Raw genomic sequence first — 15,968 nt, 5'->3', positions numbered from 1 at the left:
TTCACTGGTGAAAAGAGTGGGACGGAACGCCGATAGCGCTGCGGTGGCGGGTGGAAACGCGTCGCGGTGGACCCACGCGCTAATCGACGGGCAAAAGGCAACCGGCGGCGTGTGCCCCCACAGAGGAGAGTCCCCGATGAACGCAGCCCGCGTCTGGTCAACGGTGGTCGGGTTCGGTGCCGCAGCGGTGGTGTTCGCGGTGTTGTTCTGGCTGATCGGCATCCAGGAGATCATCACCGCGCTGGGGCGGGCGCGCATCCCGCTGGTGGTGGTTGCGGGCGCGCTGATGCTGGGGTGGATCGTCCTCCAGGGCACGGCGCTGTGGATCGTCTGGCGGATCCTGGACATCACCGTGTCGGTTCGGTCGGCGATCCTGGTGTTCGCGGGCACGTCGTTCGCGAACAACATCACGCCGTTCGGGCAGGCCGGCGGGGAACCGGTCGCCGCGCTGCTCACGACGAACGTCTCGGACGCCGACTACGAGACCGCGCTGGCCGCGATCGCCGGTGCCGACGCGCTGAACTTCGTGCCCTCGATCGGGCTTGCGCTCACCGGAACGGCCGCCTACGCGATCGTGAACACGGTCTCGCCGCGGCTCCGGTCGGTCGTCGGGATCGTCGGCGCGTTCGTCCTGATCGTGGGGGGGCTGGCGGTCGCCGGGTGGCGGCTGCGGACCACCATCCAAGCCGCGGTGGTGCGGGTCGCAACGCCGGCGCTGCGGTGGCTGGCACGCGTGCTCCCGCGAGTCCCCGTGCCGTCGCCCGAACGCATCGAGGCCGGGATCGAAGAGTTCGTCGCGTCCGTCGAGCGCCTGGCCGCGGATCGAACGGGCGTCCTGAAGGTGATCGGGCTCGCGACCGCCGCGTTGCTGTGTCAAGCGATCGCGATGTGGGTGGTGTTCATCGCATTGGGGTCGCCGATCCCGATCTACGTGCCGCTGTTCGTCGTGCCCGTCGGGACCATGGCCGGCATCGGCCCGACGCCGGGCGGCCTCGGCGGCATCGAATCCGTTCACGTGGCGCTGCTGACCGCGCTCACCAGCGCCGCCGCGCCGCTGGTCGCCGCCGCCGTCGTCATCCACCGCATCGGCGGGTTCTGGCTGACGATGACGGTCGGCGGCGGGTCGCTGGCGGTCCTGCGAGCCGGCGGCAGCGACGCCGAATAAGCGCCGACGCCACCCGGCGGTGGCGGCAGCTCCCCCACGACAAAAATGGGTATGTCCGGGATGTCGCTGCTTCAATTCAGGACCGAATTCGAGCGCGCTCGAGGGATGTGGATTATCTGGATGGAGTGATGACCCGGCGAATCGCCATCGAACCCCACATCGTCAGCAAAGCCAGCGACTACGTCGAGAACGTCTCCGGCCTGACCGAGACAATCTTCACCGAACACGGAAGCCACGAGAACGAAGCCGCACTCCTCAATGAGATTCGTAAACGCGACAAGACGATTTTCCGGATGCTCAAGGAAGTCGGCGTGCTGGATGACCCGGAGAGTCAGAAAGCGGATGCGCTCGAATCGTGGCGTTCCTTCGTAGAGGAAGAGGATTCCTGAGATTCACTGAGCGCGGCGAGAAAGCGATGGAGTAGCGAGCAATCGTCTTCTGCTCGATAGTTCTGGAATCGCCTGAGAGGAGCGAAGGGGAGCGAGAGGGATAGCTGGATGATGACTCCCATCTCGGAGTGGGAGTGACCCATCAAACCCTACGGGAGTCTCTCGTACCTGAGCCGGCGTTGCTGAATTCCCGTATTCCGAGTTTCAGACAAACCCCGATTTTGGAACCACGACACGACTCATCTACTACGCTAAGGTCTAAGCGCGTTCCCCTCTTCGGCCACGATGAACCACCAGATGGCTACGACCGGACTTGCTGATCAAGTGAACCCCGAGGCGTTTTCGGGGCAGTATAGCGCCGAATCGGGGCGTTATCCTGTGAATCTGGAAATCAGGGTGAGAAAATCCGCCCTCCCCGATTTGAACGGGGGGCAAGTCGATCTACAGTCGACTGCTCTACCAGTCTGAGCTAAGGGCGGACGCACTCGTATGTAGGCTGTGGCCGAAATTTAAGGGTTGTCATTCGCGGTGGGTGGATGCCGCCCCCATGCCCAAAGCTTATCCCGGAACCGTTCAGTGATGTAGCTAGTTGCAATGTCGAAAGTCACGTTCCGCGCGGACGACGACCTCGTTGCCGCGGTCGAAGACCTCGACGCCTCGAAAAGCGAGGTGATGCGCAACGCGCTCCGTGCGTACCTCACCACTCACGCTGCGGCCGACGACGTCCCCGTAGAGGGCGTAAACACGCCGGTGCGTGGGGCTGCGACCGACGCGCAAAAGGACGTAAACGTCACGATTCGCGTGTCGTCCCCGTCGGCGGTTGAGGAGGTGCGAACGACCCCGGCCAGCGGGGGGCGCGCGGACGCCGAGGAACCCGGTGACGACGGCGAGACCGACGCGGAGCACGCCGACACATCGGCGACGGGCGACGAGAGCGTGTGCAGTCAGTGCGGGGCGGAGCTGTCAGCCGACCACGTCTACTGTCCGAACTGCGGTGGGAAGGCGACGCATCGCGTGTTCTGCGAGTGCGGCGACGAGATCCGGGCGGACTGGGCGTTCTGTCCGCGGTGTGGCCGCCGAACGGTGTCCGGGGACGCCCTCGACAGCGCATAGTAAGACATCTGTTTACACCGCCGTTAATTATTTATTCTAAGCTCCTGTGTGTTCTCGTACGTGAGACGGTCGTCTTACACAGAACCACCGGACTGCGCTGCCCCTTGGCGTCAGAACGGCCGTGTAAGACACGGAGACGGGAAACCGGGTCCGTCTTACCAACACGGGGATACAACAATGGAGCGTGTGACACTCCGGATTCCGGAACAACAGATCGACGAGGTGGAACAGATGGTCGAACGCGGGAAGTTCCCTAATCGGAGCGAGGCGATTCGCTCCGCTGTTCGAGAGATGATTGATGAACACACCGACAAGACTGGTGCAAAGAGCTGGGCGAAAGTTTAACCATGCAAGATATCGTCCAGGACGCACTTGACAACGCCGAGGCGGAACAGCGCGAAATGGATGGCGACGGCGATGGTGACGAGTTCGGAGACCCCCGGATCGTCATCGTCGGTTGTGGCGGCGCAGGCAACAATACGGTCAACCGACTGTACAACATCGGCGTCGAAGGCGCGGACACGGTAGCGATCAACACTGACAAACAGCACCTGAAGATGATCAAAGCCGACACGAAGATCCTCGTCGGCAAGTCCCTGACCAACGGCCTCGGTGCGGGTGGCGACCCCTCGATGGGCGAGCGCGCCACCGAGATGGCCCAGGGAACGATCAAAGAGGTGCTCGGGGACGCGGACTTGGTGTTCGTCACCGCCGGCATGGGCGGTGGCACGGGGACCGGTGCAGCGCCGGTCGTCTCGAAGATCGCCAAAGAGCAGGGCGCAATCGTCGTTGGGATGGTGTCGACGCCGTTCAACGTCGAGCGCGCTCGCACGGTCAAAGCCGAGGAAGGCTTGGAGAAGCTGCGCGAGAAAGCCGACTCGATTATCGTCCTCGACAACAACCGGCTGCTGGATTACGTCCCGAACCTCCCGATCGGGAAGGCGTTCTCCGTGATGGACCAGATCATCGCGGAAACCGTCAAGGGGATCAGCGAGACGATCACCCAACCCAGCCTCATCAACCTCGACTACGCCGACATGACTGCGATCATGAACCAGGGCGGCGTCGCGGTGATGCTCGTCGGGGAGACCCAGGACAAAAACAAGACCAACGAGGTCGTCAAAGACGCGATGAACCACCCGCTGTTGGACGTCGATTACCGGGGTGCCAGCGGCGGCCTCGTCCACATCACTGGTGGGCCGGACCTCACGCTGAAGGAGGCCGAGGGTATCGCGGACAACATCACCGAGCGGTTGGACGCGAGCGCGAACGTCATCTGGGGGGCACGGATCCAGGAGAGCTACAAGGGCAAGGTGCGCGTCATGGCGATCATGACCGGCGTGCAGTCCGCGCAGGTGCTCGGCCCGAGCACGCAGAAGCAGGCGGACAAGTCCCGCCGCGAGCTGCAGGACGTCGACTCCAAGCAGCGCGCGGCCGACGACGCCGGAGCCGGCGGGTTCGGTGGCGCACACTCGGACGGCGGCCAGGACGAAGTCGAGCAGGAAAACGGCCTCGACGTCATCCGATAACGGACCGTGGGGCCGTCGGCTGATCCTTTTTCCGCGTGTCAGACGGACGTGACGGCGTCGACGAGCGTGCATTTCCGGCAGCGATCGCGGGTGGTCGGCGCGCCACAGTCGCTGCACTCGCCGACGTCAGCGTCGTCAGTGTTGTATTCGTCGGCAGCGATGCCGGCGAGTTCCTCGTAGCCGGCCATGATCGAGTGACGGGTGCCGGGGCGGCGGTCTTCGAGTTCGAGGAGGACCTCCTGGAGGTCGCTGCGGAAGGACTCACTGGCGTGTGGGCATTCCGCCATGTGCACGGGGAGGTCCCGCAGCTGGGCGTACAGCGCCACCTCTTTTTCCGGGATATCTCGGAGGGGTTTCGCGCGCGGGATCATGGCGTCGAGTTCCGCACGGTCGTCGAAGGAGCCGAGGCTGGCGTCGAAGTGGGTGGCGATCTGTGTGACGTTGCCTTCGAGGATGTTCATGAGCGCGGTTTCGGCTTCGTCGTCGAGGTTGTGGCCGGTGAGGAGTTTGTCCGCGTCGTACTCGTCGGCGTATTTCGCGAGGAGGTCCCGGCGGAAGACCCCACAGTACGCACAGGGCGCCATGTCGAGGGGGTCGTCGTCGGCCACGTCGTCCATGGCGACGTCGAACTCCTCGCGGTAGGTGACGAGCTCGTGGCGGATGTCGCGGTCGGCGGCCAGCGTCGTACAGGCGTCGAGGCTCTCGTCGCGGTAGCCCGCGATGCCCTCGTGGATCGTGAGCGCGATCAGCTCGACGCGGGGGTCGTCGCGGAACGTCTCCTCGATGAGGTCCGTGAGCACCGCGCTGTCCTTGCCGCCCGAAAGCCCGATCACCCACGTCTCGGGGTCGTCGGGAGTGGTGTCCGGGGAGAGCATGTTGTCGGTGCGGATGCGGCGACGCACCCGGCGCTCGACGCTGTCGAGGAAGTGTGGCTCACAGAGGTGCGCGCCTGAGTACGCCGCGTGCATCACCGCGTCGCGGTCGCACTTCGTGCAGTCCATCGGTGCGGGGTAGCGGCGGCCGTTGTTTCACGGTTTCGGACGGCCGGTGTCGCAGTCAGGCCGTCGACTCGGCGTGGAACCACGCCGACAGCGTGGTGATCGCCTGCGTTTCGACGCCGTGGGGGACGAAAACGAAGGGGATGGGGGAGTCGAACGCGCGATCCCCGTACAGCCCCCAGTCGCCGACCGATCGCGTGGTGCCGCCGTAGGCGATGGGGATGTCTTCGAGGGCTTGTGGCTCGTATTCGGGGACGTAGGAGTGTTCGATCCAGACTTCGTGGACCGGCACCCCGAGGGCGTCCGCGAGGCGGGGTTCGAGGCGGTCGGCGTTCCCGGTGAGCCAGTCACTGAACGCGTCGATGTCGGCGTCCGTGGCACGTGGAGGGTCGTCGGCGGGCGCGGAGGCCGACGCCGTGGTGTCGCCGACGTCCACGCGGGCGGCGTACGCGACCCGGTGTTTCCAGCAGGTCTCGGGGAACTCGCGGCTGCGAAACCGCTCGTACAGCGTGGCAAGCGTCGAGTCGGGGTTGTCGTGGGCGGCGACCCGGAGGCGTTCGAGGATGGTGTTGTCGTCGATGCCGCGATCGAGCACGGCGTCGATGGTGATCGGTGGGGTGTCCCGCATCGCCGCGAGCGCTGCCAGGAGTTCCCGGAGGAGCGCGTGGGCGAACACCGACTTGTGGTGTTGGGTCACCCACATGTAGAGGGCGATCCGGCCTTCGAGGTAGTTCCCGATGGTCGAGAGGGCTTTGTCCGACAGCGCCAGCCCCTCGTCGGGGTGGGCGGTGTAGGAGGCGACCATGCGGGCGGTGTCGAAGCTCAGCACGTCCGCGCCGGTCATCTGGTTGTCCCGCGTGATGTAGTCGAGGCGGTCGACGTCGATGGGGCTGTGGAGGATCTGGGCGGCGACGCCGTGTTGCCAGCGCCCGCCGCGCTCGTAGGCCAGGCTGTACCCGAGGATGTGCGCGCACACTGCGTGCGGGTCGACATCCATGGCCGTGATGGCGTCGGCGAACTCCCGGCAGACGAACAGGCAGCCGAACAGTTCGTGGGGGCTGGCTTCCCGCAGCGGCGCGTTCCCGACGCCGGCGTCCGCGAACGTCGCGTGGAGGCCGTGGTCGGCGAGGCGATCGAGGATGGCGCTGCGGTCGAGGTAGCGCTCGCCGAGGTGGGAGAACGGCGGGTGGCCGACGTCGTGGAGGAGGGCAGCACACTCGAGCGTGCGCTGGATGGCGTCGAGTTCGGTGGTGGTGGCGTCCTGGTGGAAGTACGGTTGTGTGCGGAGGTTCTCGAAGACGGTTTTTGCGAGGTGGTAGACGCCCAGCGAGTGCTCGAAGCGGGTGTGGTTTGCGCCCGGATAGACGAGGGTGGTCGCGGACAACTGCCGGACGTGGCGCAGCCGCTGGAACGGTTTGCGGTCGATGAGCCCATCGACGAGGGCGGCGTCCAGTTCGATGTAGCCGTGGACTGGGTCTTTGAGTTGCGTGGGTGGCATGGTGACAGAGCGGGTGGCCCGCTGAGAGAGTATTGGACCAACGGCGGGCAGGCGCGTCCGTGTTTCGGTTCAGGCGTAGGCGTCGAACTCGCGGCCGAACACGGCGAAGTACGCGACGCCGAGCAGCCCGATCACTGTCGCGAGCGTGAACGAGAGTTCGGGGCCGGCAGCCACCGAGGCGTCGCCGACTGGGAGCGCGACCGCCCAGTCGCCGCCGTACAGCAGGCCGCCGACGGCCGCACTCGGGATGACGATCGTGTTCCGGACGAGATAGTAGGTCCCGGTGATGCGACCGCCGGCGTCCTGTTCGGCGGGCCCGACGATGAGTGCCTTGTGCGCGGGGAGGCCGGCGAACCGCAGCCCGGAGAACGCGAACAGCGCGACGAGAACCCACTGGTCGGCGGGCGCGTTGATGAGCAACACGGGGAACACCGCGTACACGAGGAAGCCGAGGCCGACAACGGGCTTCAGGCCGGTGCGTTCGGCGAGCTTCGAGACGGGGACCTTCGTGAGGATGGCGACGACCATCTCGACGGCGAGCAGAACGCCGAAAAAGGCTTCCGGGGAGAGTGAGACGCCGAAGCCCCTGAATCCGACGCCCAGGTATCGTGTAACGACGACGACGAAGAAGACGTAGACCAGTCCGTTCGCGAACCGGATCAGGGTGTCCGCGATCAGCAGCGGGCGCAGGGTCTCCGGCATCGCCGCCAGATCCGCTCGGATGGTGTCGAGCCCCTCGAAGGAGTCGCCGACGGTGTCCTCGGACGCGTCGTAGAGGTACTGCTGGGCGACCGTGGCGACGGCCGCAAACCCGGCCGCGAGCAGGAGAACGTACCGGAAGCCGACCTGGAACTCGGTGGCGGCGAGCACGGCGGCGGCGATGGCGGGGCCGAGCAGGAACCCCACCCGGCGGAAGATTTCCGTGCTCGCGAACCCCATGGCGAGCCTGCTTGGATCGGTGGCTTGTTTCACGATGGCGAACGTCGCGCCGAGCCCGAACGACTTCCAGGCCTGGGTGAGAAAGAGCCCGACGAACACCCACAGCCACGCGCCGACCGCCCAGCCACCGAGATCCAGTGGCCCCAGTGCGATCTCGGGGACGACGACGCCGGGCAGCGACGGGGCGGCCGCCCACACCAGGAAGCCGGCGGTGGTGACGACGGCGAAGCCGGTGAGCGCGACGCGAGAGCCCACGCGGTCCGAGAGCGCGCCACCCGGGTAGGGGTAGACCGCCGAGATGAGGTTGCCGAGGCTGCCGTAGAGGCCGACGATCGCGCCGCCAGCGCCGAGCGTGTAGATGTACTCGGGGACGTACCGGGTGGTCATCTGGAAGGCGAGGCTGAACACCAGCATCGCCGCCGACAACACGAGCACGTCGGGCTGTAGCGCGAAGAACTGGCGATAGGAGTCGAGGGCGTCGACGCCGTCGGTGGTGGTGTCGTCGGACATACGCGATGGCAGGCGCGCCACCCACGAAACTCCCGGGGTGTGGGCGGCAGTCGGCGTCCCGGAACGGTTTTTCACGCGCGACGGGTATCCAGGGCATGGACCGCGAGGCCGCCGTCGACCGCGTCGAGGCACTGCTCGATACGGTTATCGACGAGGAGATGCCCGTGCCCGTCCGAGAAGTGTGGGCGTACGGCGACGTGGCGCTCGGGCTCGATCCCGTCGACAGGCTCGACGTCTACCTCACGAAAGACGTGTTGTTGCGGGGCGACGACGCCGACCGCGCCGACGAGTTCGAGCGCGAGTACGGGGTGGCGGGCGTCGGGAAGACGGTGCGGGCGTCCTGGGCGGACGCCCACCCCGAGCACGTGCGCGCAAACGACAGCGGGCACGTCGCGCCCGAGCGCTGTCTCGGTGCGCACCTCGTGGGCGACGACGAACCCATCCACCTGGAGGTCTGCAACGCCGGCTTCGAGGACAACGTCACGCAACGCCTGGAGGGCGCGCTGGCCACCGAGACCTACGAGCACGTCCTCGATCCCAGGGGAGTGTGCGTGTACGCCGACGGACGCCGCGGCACCGACGCCATGGCGAAGCTCCGGGCCGGCGAGCTCGTCTTCCCGACGCTCGCGGAGGCCCTGGAGATGCTGGGCGCTGACGAGGCGGACGCCGAACTCGCCGCCGACGCGGTGGACGCGCGCCGGGATCGCGCGACGGGCGCGACGGTGCGCGGCGACGTGGTGTGAGCGCCGGGGGGCCGGCACTGACACGTCCGCTTATGCCTCGAAGCCGTCCTCGAAGACGAACGTGCCGTTGCGCTGGACGATCTCGCCGTCGATCTCGATGAACGAGTCCTCGCTCATGTCGACGATCATGTCCGTGTGGACCGCGGAGTCGTTGAACTCGCAGTCTTCGGGCACACACTCGTCGATCGCGGCGCCGACGGCGAGGTGAACGGTGTCACCCATCTTCTCGTCGAACAGCATGTTGTACGTGAACCGGTCGATGCCGCGGTTCATCCCGATCCCCAGCTCGCCCAGCCGCCGCGCGCCCGCATCAGTGTTCAGGATGCCCGCAAGCACGTCCTCGTTTTGCTCGGCGCTGAACGACACGACGTCACCGTCCTCGAAGGTCAGCGCTGCGCCCCGAATCTCGTTGCCCTGGCGCATCAGCGGCTTGTCGAAGTACACCTCGCCCGCCACGGAGTCCGGAACGGGGGCGGTGAACACCTCGCCCGCGGGCATGTTGTGGTCGCCGTCGTCGTTGCACGCTCGCATTCCGTCGACGCGCATCGTGATGTCGGTGGTGTCTCCGGAGACGATGTGCACCGTCTCAGCGGGGTCGAGGATCTCCACCAGTTGGGACTGGAACTCGCTTTGCGCGGCCCAGTCCTTGTTCACGGCGTCGTAGACGAACTCCTCGTAGGCCGCCGTGCTCATCCCGGCCCGCTGGGCCCCCGCGGCAGTGGGGTGCGTGGTGATGACCCACCGCGTGTCCAGTCGCTGCTCGGAGATCGGTTTGTGGGCGCGGCTGCCCGCCTGCGACATCTCTGGGGGGACGTCGCTGGTTTCGAACGCGTTCGGGCCGCCGCCGATCAGGAACACCACGTCGGTCTCCTCCATGGCGGCGAGCTCGTGGTCTTTGGTCGTGTAGTCGGCTTCGTCCATCGCTCGCGCGTACGCCCTGGTGGCCCGCGGGAGCGACCACGACAGCGACGGCCGGGCGCCCCGCTGGCCGAGCGCCTCGTAGAGCGCGACGACCAGCGCCTCGGCCTGCCGGCTCGCCCTGATCGTCACCATGTCGCCGCGGCGCACGTCCGCGCACTGGTCGACGAGCACCTCGGCGTGGCGGCGCACTCGTGTGTCCATGCGCCCGGCGATGCTGGCCCGCAAGGTAGTGCTTTCGGAAGCCCGACGGCTACGCGGTGTCGTCGTCGGGAAGGCGGCCAACGGTCACGTAGAACGGCACGGTTTCCCGTCGGACGTACTCGCCGGCCTGCATCTGGGCCACGACATCGCGGCCCATCTCGCGCCACGCCGCCCGCAGCTCGTCGTAGGCGCTGTCGGCAAGCCCGCCGGCGGCGAGCTCGGGGCGCTGGTCGGCCAGCCGGTCGGCGGTGGCCTTCCGGGCGGCCGCGTCCAGGTCGCCGTCGTCGTAGGGCGGCTCGGTGACGCGCACGTGTTCGTGGCGCGTCGTGGACACGTCCCGGAGGCCGGCGTCGGCCAGCACGTCGGCGGCGTCCGCGCCGAGCGTGACATCCGTGTGGACGCCGTCGACGTAGAACTCGCGGGCGCGCGCCGACAGCGCTGACTCCGCCGCGACCGTCGACGCCACGGTGACGGCGCTGTTGTCGGGTTCGATGACGGCGACCAGCTCCGAGGAGACGCGCGCGAACTCCTCGACGGCGGCCGCCGGCTCCGGGAGGTTGATCAGCAGCGCCTGGCAGGCAACGAGGTCGCAGGCGTCGTCACGGACCGGCAGCCGGGTGGCGTCGCCGGCGACCCGGTGGGCGGCACCGTCGGCCGTGTGCCCCAGCAGCGTGGTGTCGGCGTCCAGGGCGACCACCGGCGCTGACGACTCGGCGGCCAGGACGCGCGCGAACTCGCCGGTGCCCGCACCGACATCGAGGATGCGTGAGCGGTCGGACAGGCGCAGGTCGGCGAGCGCGTCGCGGTCACGCCACATGCCGCGGCGCGTCTCGGTGAGGTAGTCGGCGCTGAACTCGCGCACGCTCGCCCCGATGTCGTGTGGCGGCGAAAAACTGACGGGTCATCGTCCGCCGCGCACTCCCGGAAGACGGGACCGGCCGGGAGTGGGGGATGGCAGGCGGACGCACCTGATCCAACGACCCACGATGACTTAGTTCCGGCTGAGACTGAAACGCGGGTTTGACCGACTGGGTTACGCCCGGAGGTCGCGGACGCGGTCGATGTTCCACGCGAAGCCTCTGCCGTCCTCGTGGGGTGTCTCCAGCACCAGCGGAACGTCGGCGATGGCGTCGTGGTTGATGAACGCGCGCATGCCCGCCTCGCCGATGTGTCCCTCGCCGATGTGGGCGTGTTCGTCCTTGTTCGTGCCGCAGGCGTGCTTGGAGTCGTTGAGATGGACGTACTGCAGGTGGTCGAGGCCGACCACGTCGTCGAACGCCGCGAGGGTGTCGTTGACCGCCGCCTCGGTGGAGAGGTCGTAGCCCGCGGCGAAGGCGTGGGCGGTGTCGATGCAGACGTCGAGGTCCTGGTCGGAGCGAGTCAACACCTCGTGGAGGTGCTCGAAGTCACCGCCGAGCTTCGTGCCGGAGCCGGCGTCGCTCTCGATGAGGACGGTCACGTCGTCGGGGATGTCGAGCTCGTCGAGGGCGGACGCGGCGTTGTCGAGACCGTCGTCCACGCCGGCGCCCGTGTGTGCGCCGAGGTGGACGTTGACGTATGGGATGCCGAGTGTGTGTGCGGCATCGACCTCCGCCTGCATGCTGTCGATGGATTTCGCGCGGAGGTCGTCTTTGGGCGTGCAGAGGTTCACGAGATACGACGAGTGGATGACCCAGGGGCCATCGAGGTCCGCCGCGGTGCCCTCGCGGAACGCCGCCGCTTCGTCGGCACCGATGTTCGGGTCCTGCCAGACCTGCGGGGAGTGCGTGAAGATCTGCCCGCAGTTCCCGCCGACGTCGAGCTCGTTCGTGACGGCGTTATCAACACCACCCGCGATGGAGACGTGTGCACCGACGCGCATACACGTAGTCTGCCGCCGCCCGGACTTAGCGGCTTCGGAGACGGTGGGGTTATGCGTCGCCGGGCGCGGTTCGATCCCGCACCCACGCGTCGGCGGCGTACTTCTCGGCGGCGAGGTCCCGGGCGCGCGCCAGTTCCGCGTCGGTCCACTCCCCCTCGTCGGCGTCCGCCCACTCGCCGAGCGCCCGCTCGACGGCCGTGACTGCGTCGGCCCGGTCGACGCCGGCCTGGGCTTCGATCGTGGTCACGTGCTCGCGGAACGCCGCGGGCGTGGTGTCGGGGTCCGAGAACACCGAGAGGTGGCGCTCGGCGTCGAGCGCGAAGCTGAGCGAGCCGTGCTGGATGACCGCGTCCGCCCGGCGGTACTGGGCGTTCCCGCTGATCTTGCGGCCGGGATCGCCGGCGACGATGTCGTGGGCGGGGTTGAGTGCGCGGAGGTAACAGGCCGGCTGGTGGAGCGCCGGCTGTTCGGTGTCGGTGAACCGGGCGTCGATGCCGAGCCGGTCGAAGGCGTCAAAGACGGGGGTACAGAGGAGCTCGTAGGTGTCCATGAGGTCCCCGGGGAGTTCGTCGGCGGGCGCGACGATGGAGTAAGAGATGTCGGCGTGTGCGTCGTGGTAGATGCCGCCGCCGCCGGTCTGGCGGCGCGTCACGTCGATGCCGGCGTCCGCGGCGGCCGCCCAGTCGACGGAGTCGGTGGCCTGGCGGTACCCCATCGAGAGCGTGTCCGGCGTCCAGGTGTAGACGCGGACCGTACGGGGGCCGCCGTCGGCGGCCGTCTGGGCGGCGATCTCGTCGAGGGCCATCTGCATCGGCCCGGGGCGGGTGTCCTCGCGAATCAACCGCCAGTCGCGGTCGGCCAAGTCCATGCGCGTGCTTTCCGGGGGAGCAAGAAAAGCGGTTCGTCACCCTGGGGCCGGGGCGTCTCGTGAGTTGGGGGAGGTTATTTAATGGCGTGCCGTGTCCTTCCGAACACATGTCAATCACGAGTGTACCCGGTGTGGTCGATGCGGGGGTGCTGGACGCGCAATCGGCGGCCGCGGTCCGCGAGAACGCGCTGTTGAGTTCGTCGCTGTGGGTGAACGTCGCGCTCGCGGGGATCGCGATCCTCGTGTTCGTGTATATGGGACGCACCATCAGACCGGGACGACCGCGGCTCATCTGGGGGGCGACGCTGATGATCCCGCTGGTGTCGATCTCCAGCTACCTCGGGCTGCTGTCGGGGCTCACCGTGGGGATGATCGAGATGCCCGCCGGGCACGCGCTGGCCGGCGAGATGGTGCGCAGTCAGTGGGGGCGGTATCTCACGTGGGCGCTGTCGACGCCGATGATACTGCTGGCGCTGGGGCTGCTGGCGGACGTCGATCTCGGCAGCCTGTTTACCGTGATCGCGGCCGACATCGGGATGTGCGTGACGGGGTTGGCGGCGGCGATGACCACGTCGGCGCTGCTCTTCCGGTGGGCGTTTTACGCGATCAGTTGCGCGTTCTTCGTGGTGGTGTTGTCCGCCCTAGTGACCGACTGGGCGGCGTCGGCGTCGAGCGCCGGCACCGCGGAGATCTTCGACACGCTGCGCGTGCTCACGGTGGTGCTCTGGCTCGGATACCCCATCGTGTGGGCGGTCGGCGTGGAGGGGCTGGCGCTCGTGCAGTCCGTGGGAGTCACGTCCTGGGCGTACTCGGTGCTTGACGTCTTCGCGAAGTACGTCTTCGCGTTCATCCTGTTGCGGTGGGTGGCGAACAACGAGCGGACCGTGGCGGTCGCCGGCCAGACGCTTGGCACCATGTCAAGCGACGACTGAGCGCCGCCAGGACGGCGGCCGGCTGATCGCGGCGGCTGTGCGCTTCAGGAGGCTTATACCCGGTGGCCGACTACGCGTGAGTGAATGGTGCGGAACGTCGCCGACGAGATCGCTGCCCTCGACCCGGAGGACTTCCACCTGCTGTCGGGCGTCGAGCACGGGATGCGGTTCTCGGAGTGGGTGAGCCGCGAGAAGCTGCCGGAGTTCTCGCGACTCACGCCCCAGGAGGTCGACTACCGGCTCGACCGGATGCTCGACCGGGAGTTCCTCGAACGGAAGACCATCCAGTACGAGGGCGTCCAGCTCACGTTCGCGGGCTACGACGTGCTGGCGTTGCACACGTTCGCCGAGCGGGACAGCGTCGAGGGGTTCGGCGCGCCCCTCGGCGTCGGCAAGGAGAGCGACGTCTACGAGGTGCAGTCGTTTCGGCCGATGGCGCTGAAGTTCCACCGCGAGGGGTACACGCAGTTCCGGGAGGTCCACCGGGGCCGGGATTACACCAGCGAGAAAGAACACACGTCGTGGCAGTACACCGCACGGAAGGCCGCCGAGCGCGAGTACGACGCCTTGGAGGCGCTGTACCCGACCGTGAACGTGCCGCGGCCGGTCGATCACAACCGCCACGCCATCGTGATGGAGAAGGTCAGCGGCACCGAGCTGTCGAACGCGAAGCTGAACCCCGAGCAGGCGAGCGGCGTGTTGGATCTGATCCTGCGGGAGGTCGCGGCGGCGTACCGCGAGGGGTACGTCCACGCCGACGTCAGCGAGTACAACGTGTTCGTGGATTCGGACGGCGTCGTGTTGTTCGATTGGCCCCAGGCGACGCCGACCGACCACGAGAACGCCCGCGAGTTGCTGGCGCGGGACGTGGAGAACATCGTCCAGTATTTCCGCCAGAAATACCCCAGTGACGTGCCGGCAGTCGACCACGACGCCGTCGTTGGGGCGGTCGCCGACGACGCGTTCGCGTCGGTCACCGAGCACTGAACGCGAGCGCCCACCACCGCCGGGTGCGGCGCGGGACGTGACGTGTGACCGACAGACACCCGCGTATTTATACCGCGGGCGCGGCAACGGCGTTCCAACGCGGAGTTTCACTCATGGACCGAATTGGGCCAGCAGCCACGACGCGGCGGGCCGGGTGCGGTGGCGACACCGAGACAGCAAGCGGGCGTGGCTGGACCACCAACGCAGGCATGGAGGCATCGTAATGTTCGATGAGATGCAGGCGTCGGCGTTCCCCGAGTTCCTGGCCGCGTTCTGGGCGGAGAAGGGCTGGGAGACGTCGGTGACCGAAAACGACGACGGCACGTACCTGGTGGCCGGGGACAAGGACTCGGGGACGCGCGGGCTCATGGGCGTGCGCCCGGACGACGGAACGGAAGTCGACGCCTCGGAGGTCGAGGATTTCCTCGCGTTCTGCGACAAGCAGGGCGTCGACGTCCGGGTGATGGCGACGCTGGGGCGGTTCACGACGGGCGCGCGGACGGCCGCCGACTCCGAGGACATCCACCTCCTCGACCCGAACGAGTTGGCGAACTCGGTGCGCGAGGAGGGCGTCGAAGAGATGGTGACGGAGTACACGGGCGGTGGCGGCGGTGGGGGCGGTCGCTTGCCGTCGCTGCCGGTGTCGGTGCCGACCGGGGTGCCGGTGATCCCGATCCTGGTGGCGGCCCTGGTCGTGGCGGCGGCGGTGTTCGTGGGGCCGACGCTGCTCGGGTCGGTGCCGTTCGTCGACGAGTTGCGGGCCGGCTCGGCGAGCGGGCAGCCGATCACGGCGCTGTCGTTGTCCGACGCGGACGCCCCGACGGCGACGGTGCGGTGGACGGCACAACCCCGGGGTGAGATCAGGAACTACACCGCGCCGGCGGGCCAGACGTTCGTGGTGGTGGCCTTCGAAGCGACGGCGACCGGCAGCGAGCCCGTGACGATCCGAGACGAGACGGTGGCGCTCGCGGCCAACGGGACGTTCCGGTCGCCGCAGTCGTTCACCAACGCGTCCACGGCGTTCCGGGCGGCACAGCTCCCCAAGCAGGTGCCGGCGAACGGCACGGCGCGTGGGATCGTGGTGTTCCAGGCGCCCGCCGACTTCGACGGAGCGACGCTGGTTGAGCGGTACGGCGGGCCGGGGCTGCGCTTCCAGCGTGCCGACGATCTCAGCACGGACGTGGCGTCGTTCCGAAGTTCTTAACCCCGCCGGTGGAGTACCGAACAGTAACTCGCTGGTGGCGGGCTCCAGCGGGCGCCTGACGACGCGTCGGGCCGGGATGTGATTCTCGGCGCGCCGGGAATTGAACCACA

General features: G+C 67.7%; 16 protein-coding genes and 1 tRNA gene. 9 read left to right on the top strand and 8 right to left on the bottom strand.

Annotated elements, in window-relative coordinates; translation table 11 throughout:
* Positions 1 to 136: 136 nt before the first annotated feature.
* Both JRZ79_RS13930 and JRZ79_RS13925 read left to right on the top strand, forming a co-directional pair.
* The gene (locus JRZ79_RS13930) at positions 137 to 1,165 is read left to right on the top strand and encodes a lysylphosphatidylglycerol synthase transmembrane domain-containing protein (RefSeq protein ID WP_205252384.1); all 1,029 of its coding nucleotides are present in this window, start codon (positions 137 to 139) and stop codon (positions 1,163 to 1,165) included.
* Positions 1,166 to 1,293: 128 nt separating this feature from the next.
* Positions 1,294 to 1,554, top strand: a complete 261-nt coding sequence (locus JRZ79_RS13925) for a hypothetical protein (protein ID WP_205251389.1) — start codon at positions 1,294 to 1,296, stop codon at positions 1,552 to 1,554.
* A 405-nt stretch (positions 1,555 to 1,959) separates the two neighbouring features.
* On the opposite strand, the gene JRZ79_RS13920 is transcribed toward JRZ79_RS13925, so the two are convergent.
* A tRNA-Tyr gene (locus JRZ79_RS13920) sits at positions 1,960 to 2,033 on the bottom strand.
* A 115-nt stretch (positions 2,034 to 2,148) separates the two neighbouring features.
* Here JRZ79_RS13920 and JRZ79_RS13915 point away from each other — a divergent pair.
* From JRZ79_RS13915 to ftsZ, 3 genes are all read left to right on the top strand, one after another.
* Positions 2,149 to 2,667 carry a zinc-ribbon domain-containing protein gene (locus tag JRZ79_RS13915; protein ID WP_205251388.1) on the top strand — a complete coding sequence of 173 codons (519 nt, stop codon included), beginning with the start codon at positions 2,149 to 2,151 and terminating at the stop codon, positions 2,665 to 2,667.
* Between the two features lie 177 nt (positions 2,668 to 2,844).
* Positions 2,845 to 3,012 (top strand): ribbon-helix-helix domain-containing protein, encoded by a 168-nt coding sequence (locus JRZ79_RS13910; RefSeq protein WP_010902100.1) that lies wholly within the window; start codon positions 2,845 to 2,847, stop codon positions 3,010 to 3,012.
* 2 nt (positions 3,013 to 3,014) lie between these two features.
* A complete protein-coding gene (gene ftsZ, locus JRZ79_RS13905; protein ID WP_012289116.1) occupies positions 3,015 to 4,196 on the top strand; it encodes a cell division protein FtsZ in 1,182 nt (393 codons plus the stop codon).
* A gap of 38 nt (positions 4,197 to 4,234) precedes the next feature.
* Here the strand turns inward: ftsZ and JRZ79_RS13900 are convergent, their stop codons facing one another.
* The 3 genes from JRZ79_RS13900 to JRZ79_RS13890 form a co-directional block, all read right to left on the bottom strand.
* Complete coding sequence (locus JRZ79_RS13900) at positions 4,235 to 5,197, bottom strand: TIGR00269 family protein (RefSeq protein WP_010902098.1); 963 nt, start codon at positions 5,195 to 5,197, stop codon at positions 4,235 to 4,237.
* A 55-nt stretch (positions 5,198 to 5,252) separates the two neighbouring features.
* Positions 5,253 to 6,692, bottom strand: coding sequence for an HD domain-containing protein (locus JRZ79_RS13895; protein WP_205252383.1), 1,440 nt, complete (start codon positions 6,690 to 6,692; stop codon positions 5,253 to 5,255).
* 69 nt (positions 6,693 to 6,761) lie between these two features.
* Positions 6,762 to 8,141, bottom strand: a complete 1,380-nt coding sequence (locus tag JRZ79_RS13890) for an MFS transporter (protein WP_205252382.1) — start codon at positions 8,139 to 8,141, stop codon at positions 6,762 to 6,764.
* A 95-nt stretch (positions 8,142 to 8,236) separates the two neighbouring features.
* Between JRZ79_RS13890 and JRZ79_RS13885 the strand changes: the two genes are divergently transcribed.
* Complete coding sequence (locus JRZ79_RS13885; protein WP_012289115.1) at positions 8,237 to 8,884, top strand: hypothetical protein; 648 nt, start codon at positions 8,237 to 8,239, stop codon at positions 8,882 to 8,884.
* A 30-nt stretch (positions 8,885 to 8,914) separates the two neighbouring features.
* On the opposite strand, the gene JRZ79_RS13880 is transcribed toward JRZ79_RS13885, so the two are convergent.
* The 4 genes from JRZ79_RS13880 to JRZ79_RS13865 form a co-directional block, all read right to left on the bottom strand.
* A complete protein-coding gene (locus JRZ79_RS13880; RefSeq protein ID WP_205252381.1) occupies positions 8,915 to 10,006 on the bottom strand; it encodes an aminopeptidase in 1,092 nt (363 codons plus the stop codon).
* A gap of 49 nt (positions 10,007 to 10,055) precedes the next feature.
* Positions 10,056 to 10,868 carry a class I SAM-dependent methyltransferase gene (locus JRZ79_RS13875; protein ID WP_012289114.1) on the bottom strand — a complete coding sequence of 271 codons (813 nt, stop codon included), beginning with the start codon at positions 10,866 to 10,868 and terminating at the stop codon, positions 10,056 to 10,058.
* Between the two features lie 171 nt (positions 10,869 to 11,039).
* Complete coding sequence (locus JRZ79_RS13870; RefSeq protein ID WP_010902092.1) at positions 11,040 to 11,867, bottom strand: deoxyribonuclease IV; 828 nt, start codon at positions 11,865 to 11,867, stop codon at positions 11,040 to 11,042.
* 49 nt (positions 11,868 to 11,916) lie between these two features.
* Complete coding sequence (locus tag JRZ79_RS13865) at positions 11,917 to 12,735, bottom strand: biotin/lipoate A/B protein ligase family protein (RefSeq protein ID WP_010902091.1); 819 nt, start codon at positions 12,733 to 12,735, stop codon at positions 11,917 to 11,919.
* A 107-nt stretch (positions 12,736 to 12,842) separates the two neighbouring features.
* Here JRZ79_RS13865 and hop point away from each other — a divergent pair, with 107 nt between their 5' ends.
* The 3 genes from hop to JRZ79_RS13850 all read left to right on the top strand — a co-directional run bounded on the left by hop (position 12,843) and on the right by JRZ79_RS13850 (position 15,858).
* Complete coding sequence (hop, locus tag JRZ79_RS13860) at positions 12,843 to 13,667, top strand: halorhodopsin (protein WP_205252380.1); 825 nt, start codon at positions 12,843 to 12,845, stop codon at positions 13,665 to 13,667.
* 84 nt (positions 13,668 to 13,751) lie between these two features.
* Positions 13,752 to 14,654 (top strand): RIO1 family regulatory kinase/ATPase, encoded by a 903-nt coding sequence (locus JRZ79_RS13855; protein ID WP_010902089.1) that lies wholly within the window; start codon positions 13,752 to 13,754, stop codon positions 14,652 to 14,654.
* Positions 14,655 to 14,877: 223 nt separating this feature from the next.
* On the top strand, positions 14,878 to 15,858 hold the full coding sequence (locus JRZ79_RS13850; RefSeq protein WP_010902088.1) for a restriction endonuclease: 981 nt from the start codon (positions 14,878 to 14,880) through the stop codon (positions 15,856 to 15,858).
* Positions 15,859 to 15,968 lie beyond the last annotated feature (110 nt).

This window comes from Halobacterium sp. BOL4-2 (assembly GCF_016917835.2).
Taxonomy (GTDB): Archaea; Halobacteriota; Halobacteria; order Halobacteriales; family Halobacteriaceae; genus Halobacterium; species Halobacterium salinarum.
Note: the sequence above shows the minus strand (reverse complement) of the source record. Positions and strands in the feature narration are given on the sequence as shown.

Bases quoted from the DNA above. Each gene is read 5' to 3' on its own strand.
- hop (WP_205252380.1), top strand. From the start codon at position 12,843: ATGTCAATCACGAGTGTACCCGGTGTGGTCGATGCGGGGGTGCTGGAC.
- ftsZ (WP_012289116.1), top strand. From the start codon at position 3,015: ATGCAAGATATCGTCCAGGACGCACTTGACAACGCCGAGGCGGAACAG.
- JRZ79_RS13910 (WP_010902100.1), top strand. From the start codon at position 2,845: ATGGAGCGTGTGACACTCCGGATTCCGGAACAACAGATCGACGAGGTG.
- JRZ79_RS13850 (WP_010902088.1), top strand. From the start codon at position 14,878: ATGTTCGATGAGATGCAGGCGTCGGCGTTCCCCGAGTTCCTGGCCGCG.
- JRZ79_RS13855 (WP_010902089.1), top strand. From the start codon at position 13,752: ATGGTGCGGAACGTCGCCGACGAGATCGCTGCCCTCGACCCGGAGGAC.
- JRZ79_RS13925 (WP_205251389.1), top strand. From the start codon at position 1,294: ATGACCCGGCGAATCGCCATCGAACCCCACATCGTCAGCAAAGCCAGC.
- JRZ79_RS13900 (WP_010902098.1), bottom strand. From the start codon at position 5,197: ATGGACTGCACGAAGTGCGACCGCGACGCGGTGATGCACGCGGCGTAC.
- JRZ79_RS13930 (WP_205252384.1), top strand. From the start codon at position 137: ATGAACGCAGCCCGCGTCTGGTCAACGGTGGTCGGGTTCGGTGCCGCA.
- JRZ79_RS13865 (WP_010902091.1), bottom strand. From the start codon at position 12,735: ATGGACTTGGCCGACCGCGACTGGCGGTTGATTCGCGAGGACACCCGC.
- JRZ79_RS13895 (WP_205252383.1), bottom strand. From the start codon at position 6,692: ATGCCACCCACGCAACTCAAAGACCCAGTCCACGGCTACATCGAACTG.
- JRZ79_RS13890 (WP_205252382.1), bottom strand. From the start codon at position 8,141: ATGTCCGACGACACCACCACCGACGGCGTCGACGCCCTCGACTCCTAT.
- JRZ79_RS13870 (WP_010902092.1), bottom strand. From the start codon at position 11,867: ATGCGCGTCGGTGCACACGTCTCCATCGCGGGTGGTGTTGATAACGCC.
- JRZ79_RS13915 (WP_205251388.1), top strand. From the start codon at position 2,149: ATGTCGAAAGTCACGTTCCGCGCGGACGACGACCTCGTTGCCGCGGTC.
- JRZ79_RS13885 (WP_012289115.1), top strand. From the start codon at position 8,237: ATGGACCGCGAGGCCGCCGTCGACCGCGTCGAGGCACTGCTCGATACG.
- JRZ79_RS13880 (WP_205252381.1), bottom strand. From the start codon at position 10,006: ATGGACACACGAGTGCGCCGCCACGCCGAGGTGCTCGTCGACCAGTGC.